The sequence below is a fragment of the Phenylobacterium sp. genome (assembly GCF_030697925.1).
Classification (GTDB): Bacteria; Pseudomonadota; Alphaproteobacteria; order Caulobacterales; family Caulobacteraceae; genus Phenylobacterium.
Map to the genome: position 1 here is coordinate 35,722 of NZ_JAUYOJ010000150.1, position 9,859 is coordinate 45,580.

Consider the following 9,859-nt stretch of genomic DNA (forward strand, 5'->3'; position numbering starts at 1 on the left):
TGCAAAAACCTCAAATTCGTTTGACGCGAGAGGGGGCTCTACGAATAGTAGAGTCATGCAGGCTGCTTGCGGTGGACCCGCCACAACCCAATCCACGGCGGGAGCGGAGCCGGGGCGTTCCCGCGAAGGGCCTCCACGGCAAGGTTGCAAGGCGCCCAGGCGCGTCCGCGTGGATCGCCTCAAGGGGCCGGCCTTGGCGCTTGTCATGGCGCTAGCAGGCTGCGCGCCGGAGCTGGTCTCGCCCTTACCGACACAGGCCCAGCGCGACGTGGCCTATCGAAGGGACATGCGGCAGGCGTTCGCGGCCTTCTCACCTGACCAGATCAAGGCCTGGAAGATGGCCGTGCCCGACACGGCAGGCCCGTTCGAAGCTGATGGGTCGCGTGCCAAGGGCGAGGCGCGGATCGAAGCGGCGATGGGCCGGGTCATCGCCAGCCGGGCGATCTTCGTGCCGGGCCCAGATGGCGTCCAGCTCCTAGCCGAACCCCTGCAAGGTCCTGGCCCGGCGCTCCTGAAGCCGCCAAGGTCGAACACAGTCTACGGCTTGTGGGTCTCTGGCGACGGTCGCCAAGTGGCGCTCCATCGGAACGCAGGCGACGGCGATCGGGCCATGGACATGGTCTCGATCTATGCCGGGGGCCGCTGGCATGACCTCGACCTACCGCCGCCAGGCCGTGAACGCCTGATCGGCGGGGGGTTCTTGTCGGACGGCAGGTTCGCGTTCGCCATGCAGCCGGTGCGCCCGATCGGCACGCCGAACGAAGTCCGCGTGCGCCGGTTCGACGGCGAGGCCTTCGTCCCGGTGGCGCTGGTCCAGACGGTGGGAACCTATATCGGCTGCCAGAACCGTTCGGCCCTCGACCACCTGGCCTTCGCGCCCAATGATCGCGCGCCGAAGGCGGGTGTGATCCTTGTCAACCGCGCGGGAGAGGTCGGGCAGGGCCCGCCCCAAGCTTCGCCCGTCAGCCAGTGCCAGCTTGCGGGATCGCCCGCGGCCCCTGTCCTGGTCGCTGCCCATGGCCCGCATGGCTCGGACGGCGGAACCGGCCAGGCGCATGTCTCGATCATCCAACCCCTCAGCGCCGAGTCCACTGAGACCGCGATCGCCCTGCCCAAGGCGAATGTGGCGATCGCCCTGGGCGCGGACGCCAAGCGGCTGCTCGCCCTCGACACCGGCCTTGACCCCGCACCGGGCCTCACGCCGGTCGCCTGGAGCCTTCCCCTGGCGTCGGGCCCGGCTAGCCAGGCGATCGTCTACGCATTCGCTCCGATCGGGCGGGTGAACTTCGACAAGGGCCACCTCGAGCCCCTCGAGGACGGCGGGTTCGTCGCCGTCGCTGAAGACGGCGTCCTGGAAATCCAGGGCGCACGCGCGTGCCAACTCTCGGGCCATGGGGCGTATGGCGCTGATGCGGTCGACCGGAACGGGGCGTTCGTGGCCGTCTATGACGGCCTGGCCGATCAAATCTCCATCTCTCGACTGAACCGTTGCAGGAGCGCCGGGTAGTGCCGACCCAACAGCAATTCTACAAAATCCGCGCGCAACTCGCCAATCGGCCGCTCGACACTGCGACCTATGCGCTCCTCTCCAACTATGTCTTCGGCTTCAAAGGCGGCGAGACCCTTGCGCTAGGCGCGTCGCAGCCTAGTGGTTGGACGCGGCTCGCCAGCAAGAACCTGACGAACGGCTACAAGGCCGTCGCCTTGAAGCGCAACGGGACGAACACCATCGTGGTGGTGAACGCGGGGTGGGAGAAGGACGGGCCGGACAATTTCAATGGCCCCTTCCCCCTCAACGACAATTCGCAGCTTCTGTCTGCCATCGCCTTCGCTCAGGAGATCGCGTCGGCCAATCCAACCGCGACCTTGGTCGGCGCAGGCAGTTCCCTGGGCGGCGCGCTGGCCACAGCGCAGATGGCCGCCTGGAAGGCGCAGAACAGACCGAATATCCAAGGGGTCACCTTTGGGCGGTGGAATGGCGCCGGTTGGGATGACGCGGTCACGCAAGCGACAGGGGTCAGCAACCTCAACGGCATCCTGACCAACTACCAGTCCAAGGCGGATATCCTCTACATCAATAACGTCGGTCGGAACTACGCCCTGGGTGATACTGTATTCTATGGCGGATTCTATCGCGAGCGACTGGTTGGATCGAGCCTCGTAGAGATTCCACTTGGGAAGAAGACACACACCGAGTTCCACGAAATCTTCCTATCCGATCCGTTGGCCTCGCGGGTGGTGTTCTCAGGCTACACGGACACCTACCAGGTACGATCGGGAACCTCCCCGAGCGTCGGCGACCTGAGCCTTAGCGGCCTCAACGACTTCGCGATACTCCAGCGCGCAAGCTACACCTATCTCGGCAGTTCACCCGGGACGCTTGAGCTTGATGCTGGGACGCTGCGCTACTCGGTCAACGGCGGATCGGTGACCACAGTCGCCAACTACGCCCCTGGCATGTTCAACACCTACATGCGCGCTGACAGCACCGGCGATCACCAGACCTACCGCGGCAACGCCTCGGTCCTGAACGCTGATGGCTCGGTCACGGTCGAGGAACTCGTCGTCACGGGACGGCGTACGGGCAGCGTCTGGAACCCGCTCGTGAAGATCGGCAACAGCGTCTACAAGGTCGCTGGCGATCTCTTCTCCTTCATCCAGCGGCTTCAGTCGAACGCCACACCAGAGCGCGCGCAGAATGTGCTCAGCCTAACCACCGACGCCAGCGACATCGCCTCGGTCGTCCCGGGCTCACCGGCCGATGAGGTCAAGCGCAACACGACCTATCGGGCCTTTGCGCCCGACATCGCTGGCATAGCGGGGTCGACGCTTGGCAACTACATCGCTGGCGGGTCGGCGGCGCGCGGCATCGTGTATTCGTCGCTCCTGGGAGAGATTGGCGAGCGGCTGGCGACGGCGATCTTCGGTGGCGTGAAGCTCGAGGCCGCGCTTCCAGGCGCGACCGAAGCCAGCCTCAACACCAAGACAAGCTTTGGGACCGACGTCGCAGCCCGAATGGGACAGGCCGCGATCGGCACGGTCAGCTCGCTGCTCACCCTGGAGCTTGGCGAGGCGCTCGGCCTGGAGGGGTTTGGCGCCGACCTATTCAACGTCAGCGGCGCAACCGTCCTGAACAAGGCCCTCTCGAACCTCTTCAATATCGGCCCCGCGAGTGTCTTCGACGGCTTCCATATCGCCGACGTGGTCGACCCGACCACGGGCGTCACGACGACGAGCGGGCTGGGCAGCCTGCTGGCCAGCGCGATCGGCTCTTTCATCGGGGCGAAGCTCGGTGCGATGCTGGTCTCGCCGCAGACCCAGGCGGGCGTCGCACTTTCCTCGATCGGCTCAGCGGTCGGCACCTACCTCGCCGTCGAGGGCATCGGGTTCATCGGGTCGGCAAGCTCGAGCATCGCCGCGATATTCGGAGCCAAGGAAGGCTCGCTACTTGGGAACGCCATCATCCCCGGCGTCGGCGCCTTCATCGGCTTTGTCCTGGGCGCCTTGATCGGCAATCTCTTCGGCAAGAAGAAGCCGAAGACGCCGACCGCCTCAGCTGAGACCATCCTCCAGGTCCCGGTCGCCCGCTACGAGTTGGGGACAATCACCTCGGCCAACAATGGCAACGTCGACCTGGTCACCTCGATGGCGACCTATGCGCGCGACACGTTGAACCAGTTCATCGCAATGACGGCGTTCAACGACGGTCCGCTTTATGTCACCAACCTCAACGGGCTGGCGACCAACCAAGCCTATGGTCATTCCGGGAACCAGCTCTACGTCAAGATCAACGGCGTGCAGACCAACTTCGACTCCGCCGACAAGGCCGTCGAGTTCGGATCGCTGACGGCGGTGCGGAACACCAAGATCGTCGGAGGCTCGATCCTGGCCAAGCGGGCGCTCTATCAATCGCCGGCTGCGGACCTCACATCAATGATCGGCGACCTGCAGATCGCTGACGACTACAGGTTCTATGTCGCCAACCGGGCCCTCGTGGACGCCGCGATCAACAGCGCCTACGGCGCGCTGTCCGCCGCCGACCAGACCTACTACGAAGCTGCCGCCAACAAGGCCCTGGTCGACAAGCTGCAGCTCGGCGGAGTTGCGGCCCTCTCCCCGAGCGACCAGTCGACCTACAATGGCAACAAGGCCCAGATCGACCGGATCGTCGTGGCGCTCAACGCCCAGATCGCCGCCAATCCCTGGATCGTCTCCCTCCAGCGGGCCTCTGAGCTCAAGCTCGACCAGTATGCGCCGTCGGACTTCTATGGCGGGATGCGGGGCTTCGTGGACAGCTTCCAGTCCGCCGCGCTCAACGTGGCCTATGAGGACATCAGGGCCTCATCGCAGAGCGGCGGCGTCCAGTTCGCGGTGACGCCAGCCGGGCTCGGTGCAGGGTTCTTTTCGCCCCTGGCCGGGGCGGCCGCGGATGGTCGCTCCGTGCTTATCCCGACCGCGACCTTCTTCAGTCCCACGGGATCGGGCTATGCGGCCTGGGATTCGGGGACCGCTATGGCGGGCGCGAACTTCAAGGATGCGAGTGGCGCGGGCTCCGGTCAGCTCATCGACGACTATGGGTCGTCGGGCGGCTCGACCTTCGCCGGCGGCGACGACATCGCGCTGGGCTCGGCGTTCAATGACACGATGCAGGGTCGGACCGGTTGGGACTGGCTTGACGGCGGCGCCGGCAACGACCTGATCGTCTCGGGCAAGGACCAGGACGTGGCCTTGGGCGGCGATGGCGACGACACCCTCTACGGCGACCTGGGCGAGGACTATCTGTCGGGCGGGGCCGGCAATGACCTGCACTACGGCGGCGACGGCAACGACGTGTTCTCCGGCAAGGGCGGGACCGACACCATGAACGGGGAGGGTGGCGACGACACCTTCATCGTGAACGGCGACGGCGGCACGACCTACGACTATATGGACGGCGGCGCCGGGTCCGACACCATCAGCTTCGAACGCTTCGGCACGTTCCCGGTCGTCTTGTCGCTGACGGCCACGTCCTACTACGGCGACAGCTGGACCAGCATTGAGAACGCCAAGGGTGGAGCTGGAAACGACCAGCTCACCGGCAATTCCGGAAACAACGTCCTGACGGGGGCCGACGGCAATGACACCCTGAACGGCGCAACTGGCTCCGACACCCTGGAGGGGGGCGCGGGCGAGGATCAGCTGACCGGCGATCCGACGGCCGATGTGATGATCTCCTACGCGGGTTCGAAGAGCAGCGTGTCGGTCGACCTCACCAGCGGCGAGGCCTTCGGCGGAGACGCCTCCGGCGATACCTTCACCAACATCGACCATGTCACGGGGTCCCGGTTCGCCGACGCCTTGAAGGGCAATGCTGGGGACAACCAACTGGTTGGCCTGGCGGGGGACGACCAGGTCTACGCCACGGCTGGATCGGACATATATGACGGGGGCGAGGGCAACGACCTCGTCGACTACGCGGCGGCCACGTCGGGCGTCACCCTCTATCTGGGGAGCTATAACGGCTCAAGCTACTCCAACGGCGCAGGTTCAGGCGGCTTGGCGAGCGGTCATACCTACGTCAAGGTCGAAGGGGTCTCCGGATCGGCCTTCGGTGACAACCTATCAGCGGGCGATGGCGCGCAGGTCTTCATTGGCGGCGGGGGGGACGACACCCTCGCGGGCGGCGCGGGCGCCGACACCTATGCCTTTGTCCGCGGCGACGGCAACGACCTGATCAATGAAGACACGACCGGCTGGAACACGCTCTCGATCGGCGGGGACGTCCTGTTCCAGGACCTGCTGATCGGGACTGCGGGCGGGTCTGGGGGCTATCTGGACATCTATATCCGCGGCACCAGCGACAAGGTCCGCGTCTCGGGGAATTGGGCGAACGCCAACGTGCCGAAGCTCAAGTCCTTGAACCTTGGGGGGGTGGCGACGCTCGACCTCGACCAGGCGCTCAACGGTGTCGCCTCCAGCGACGGCGCCGACACCATGAACGGCGCGGCCGGCTACGGGGACCTGCTGTTCGGGCTGAACGGCGACGACGTCATGCGCACACGCAGCTCAGGCGTCGAACAGATGTCGCACGTCTTCGTTGGCGGTCTGGGCAACGACTCCCTTTACGGCGGCACGGGCGATGACAGCTACGGTTTTGACCGCGCAAGCGGGGCGCAGCAGGACTACATCGTCGAGGCGGGCGGCGAGGACACCCTCGCCTTCGGGCCGAGCGTGGTGGCCGAGGACCTGATCTACGAGGTCATGAACGGCTCGCTCTATGTAGGTGTGCGCGACCGCGCCAACCCCGCCCTGACCGCGTCCCAAGTGAGCAACCGGGTGCTGATCGCCGGGGGGGCGACCCGCTACCACAACGTCGACACCGACATCACCCACTATGGCGAGGGCGTCGTTGAGTTCGTGACCGTCGGCGGAGCCTCGATCGACATCCGCAAGCTCGACCTCAACTGGAACACCATCGACACCTATAACCCGCCCGACTGGAACCCCATCGTCCTGGACCTAGCCGGGGACGGCCTCGACCTCTCCGGGATCGAAGAGACCCGGGTCATCGCCAAGACCGCCACCGGCGTGCTCACGCGCGTCGGCTGGATCGGTCCGACCGAGGCCTTCCTGGCCGTGGACCGCAATGGCGACGGCGCGATCAACAGGTTGTCGGAAATCTCGTTCACCCAAGACAAGGCCGGCGCCAAGACTGACCTGGAAGGCCTCACCGCTTGGGACAGCAACGCCGACGGCGTGCTGGACGCCAAGGACAAGGACTTCGGCAAGCTCCTGGTCTGGACCGACAAGAACCAGAACGGCCGCTCAACCAAGCTGGAGCTGCAGACCCTGGCCGAGGCCGGTGTCACGTCCATCAGCCTGAAAGGTGTCGCCACCGGTTACGACGGGGACACGACGGCCGAGAGCTTCATCAACAACACGATGAGCTACACGACCAAGGACGGTAAGGGGGGAACCGCCTACGACGTCGCCCTGGCTCGTCGGCTGATCAACTCTGAGGGCCTCTACGCCGGTCCCTACCAGAAGGAATGGGGCGACCTAGGCGCGGACGGCGAGCTTGGCCGCGTCACCAATGACGCCAAACAGGACGCCCGGACCAAGGCCGGCAAGGTCGACGATCCGAAGAAGGACCTCAGGGAGCGCACCCTGGGCTACGATCTGGTGGCCGCGGCCGCCAAGGTCGACTTCGCTGACCATGACAACCTGGACCCATTCACGCGCAAGCTCTGGGACTACAGGCTGGACCCGGCCAAGGCCGAGCTGGAGAAGCAGAAGCGCCAGCCGATGGACACGCGTCTGCTTGAGCAACTGGCGGCCAAGCCAGCCTCGGCCGACCGGCCAAGCCAAGCCAAGGCATCCTCAGCCGTGCCGGCCGCCGCCATGCTGGCCGCCGACGCTGACGCTGGCGCCATGGCGCAGGGCGCCTCAACCCCCGGCCACACGCTGGACGCCGAGGCCGCGGATTGGTCACTTCCCGGGCCCAGCGGGAATCCAGACCCGCAATTGGAGCTTGGCCGGAGTGCCATCGCTCCGTCGGCGGAGCCACACTTGCCTGGGCAGCATGGCGCGCGCTGGTGGAAGGCCGGCCACCTAGGCGAAACGCCATATGCTGGACCTCTCTCCGCCTTCATGGCGGAGCTGGCGCGCGCCTCTGAGGGGCCCCAGGCGTCGGGTGAGGCGACGGTGAACCCCGACATGGTGCGGCGTCAGCAATTGCTGCGCCAGGCCTTGGCGGCGTTCGGCGATGAGGGTGCGGCGCCGGCGGTCTGGACGCGTGCGGGGCGAGGTGAGGCGCTCGACACGTTGACCGCGTCGAGCATGCGGCCCCAAGCTCGACCTTCGCATCCTGCGATCGCGGGCTAGGCCGAGGGGAAGGGTCATGTCGGACAACCTCAAACCTCCGAGCGACGCGGCCAGTCCGAAGACCGTCGCCCAAGTCCTTGGGGAAGTGACGTGGCTGCTTACCCAGTCGCCGAGCCATCGCCAGCTCTTCATCGGCGACCTTGAGTGGCTATGCATGCCGGCGCTCCTGCTCGAGCAGTTCAGGATGTATAATGGCGACAACAGCCCCGCTGCGGTCGCCCTCTGGGCATTTGTCTCCGAGGACACCGAGTCCCGGCTGATCGCCGGCGCAACCAAGTTGAGGCCCGACGAGTGGCGCAATGGGGACCGGGCGTGGCTCATCGAACTAGTGGCGCCCTTCGGCGGCGAGGACCGGATCCTTGCAGACCTCGCCACGACAATCTTCAAAGGCCAGCCGTTCAAGTTCCATCACCTCAAGGATGGCGTCAGGGCGGTCACCACCATCGATCCCGCCGACCTGCAGACGACGCATTAGACATGCGACGCCGATGCATCTTGGCCGCCATCTCGATTGCGCTGGGGGCGTGCGCGGCGCCTGGCGCATCGGCCAACGGCCCGGGGCTCACCGCCCTTGAGCTCGCCCTGAGCACCGATCTCGACGTGCTGGAGGCTCGCGCGTCTGCAGGCGGCGCCTCCGCCCAGCTAGGCATGTCCCTTCTCCATCGACATGGCCTACGCGGCCTGGCGCGCGCGCCCGACACGGCGGACGTTTGGGCTGCGCGCGCGGCGGCGCCGCGCGGAGCGCGACCGCAGACGATCCACCTCCCATCGCGTCACGGCTCGCCGGGCCGGGCCGCAATCGTCCCTGCGCCTAGAAGGGAGCTCACGCTTGGTGAGATGGGGCGGGCGGAAAGTTGTGCGGCCGCGCTGGCGCAGGACGCGGAATCGCCAAAGGCGCAACGGCATTGTGGGGACGGTTACCTGCCCCTACGCCGCCTTTGGCGGGCGGCCGCAGGGGCCGGTGTGGGTTAGCATCGCCCAATGCTCCGGCTCGCGATCCTGACCCTGTCCGCGGCGCTCACCTGGTCGGCGCCGGCCTGGGCCGATCCCTGTGAGGCCATTCCCGAGCAGGGTCCGCTGCCGGGATATCTGGCCTTCGGGGCGAGCTTTTCCGGGCCGGTTTCCCATGTGATCGACGGCGACTCCATGTGCGTCGCCGTGGGCCCCGGCGTGGCGGACTGGGTCGAAGTGCGCCTCGCGGACTTCCACGCGACAGAGCTGAGCCAGCCGGGAGGCGCCGCGGCGAAGTCGACCTTGGCGCGGCTCGCGCTGGGCCAGCACGCCGTGTGCGTCGCCAATCTTCGAACCTATGACCGGATCGCGGCGCGATGCCAGATCCATGGAAGCCCTATCGGGGACCTGATGCGGAACGCCGGCGTCACAGAGGGGCGCGCCGCGGAGGGCCGCGATCCGAATGTTCGTCGGGCGGCGGCGGCGTCGCCGGCGCGCGCATCGGCCGGTCCAGCTCCATTCCAGTCGTGCGCTGCGGCGCGGGCGGCCGGCGCCGCGCCCATGTCCCGGGGCGACCCGGGATACAATCCCAACCTGGATGGCGACGGGGACGGCCTCGCCTGCGAGCCCTACCGGGGGCGCTAGGCGTGATCATCGCTGGAGGCCGGCGCCATCAATCTCGTCTGCCGCCCCGGTCAGCTTTCACGAGCCGTCCGCGGCCGCCATGGCTCGGGCAAGGTCGACGATCGCGCGCCTGAGCCTGGGCGGAAGGCTCATGAAGGCCTGGGCGAGTTCAAGTCCGCCGGCCTGGCTCAGGAACGCCGCGTCCAACGGAACGGCGTCTCCGCCGTCTCCCGTCGGCATCAGATCCGCCGGCCGGCATCCGAGGTGGCTGGCGATCCGCGACATCATCGAGGCCGAGACCCGGTTGGCGCCACGCTCGTATTTCTGCACCTGCTGGAAGCTGACGCCGATCGCCTCGGCCAGCGTCGACTGGCTTGACCCGATCGACTTGCGCCGGGCGCGGATCTGCATCCCGACCTGG

5 protein-coding genes are annotated in these 9,859 nt (G+C 66.8%); 4 read left to right on the top strand and 1 reads right to left on the bottom strand.

Annotation, left to right across the window (positions count from 1 at the left end; all coding sequences use genetic code 11):
• The first annotated feature begins 169 nt into the window (after nt 1-169).
• The 4 genes from Q8Q88_RS14365 (at nt 170) to Q8Q88_RS14380 (ending at nt 9,459) form a co-directional block, all read left to right on the top strand.
• Entirely contained in the window at nt 170-1,507 is a 1,338-nt protein-coding gene (locus tag Q8Q88_RS14365) for a hypothetical protein (RefSeq protein WP_305675868.1), read from the top strand.
• Entirely contained in the window at nt 1,507-7,863 is a 6,357-nt protein-coding gene (locus Q8Q88_RS14370; RefSeq protein WP_305675869.1) for a calcium-binding protein, read from the top strand. The genes Q8Q88_RS14365 and Q8Q88_RS14370 overlap by 1 nt, the downstream gene beginning before the upstream one ends.
• 16 nt (nt 7,864-7,879) lie before the next feature.
• Nucleotides 7,880-8,338: a toxin-activating lysine-acyltransferase gene (locus Q8Q88_RS14375; protein WP_305675870.1), complete on the top strand. Its 459-nt coding sequence runs from the start codon at nt 7,880-7,882 to the stop codon at nt 8,336-8,338.
• Nucleotides 8,339-8,844: 506 nt separating this feature from the next.
• Nucleotides 8,845-9,459 carry a thermonuclease family protein gene (locus Q8Q88_RS14380; protein WP_305675871.1) on the top strand — a complete coding sequence of 205 codons (615 nt, stop codon included), beginning with the start codon at nt 8,845-8,847 and terminating at the stop codon, nt 9,457-9,459.
• A 57-nt stretch (nt 9,460-9,516) separates the two neighbouring features.
• Here the strand turns inward: Q8Q88_RS14380 and Q8Q88_RS14385 are convergent.
• Nucleotides 9,517-9,859 (bottom strand): helix-turn-helix domain-containing protein (locus Q8Q88_RS14385; RefSeq protein WP_305675872.1); only part of this gene is annotated, 343 nt, incomplete at its 5' end.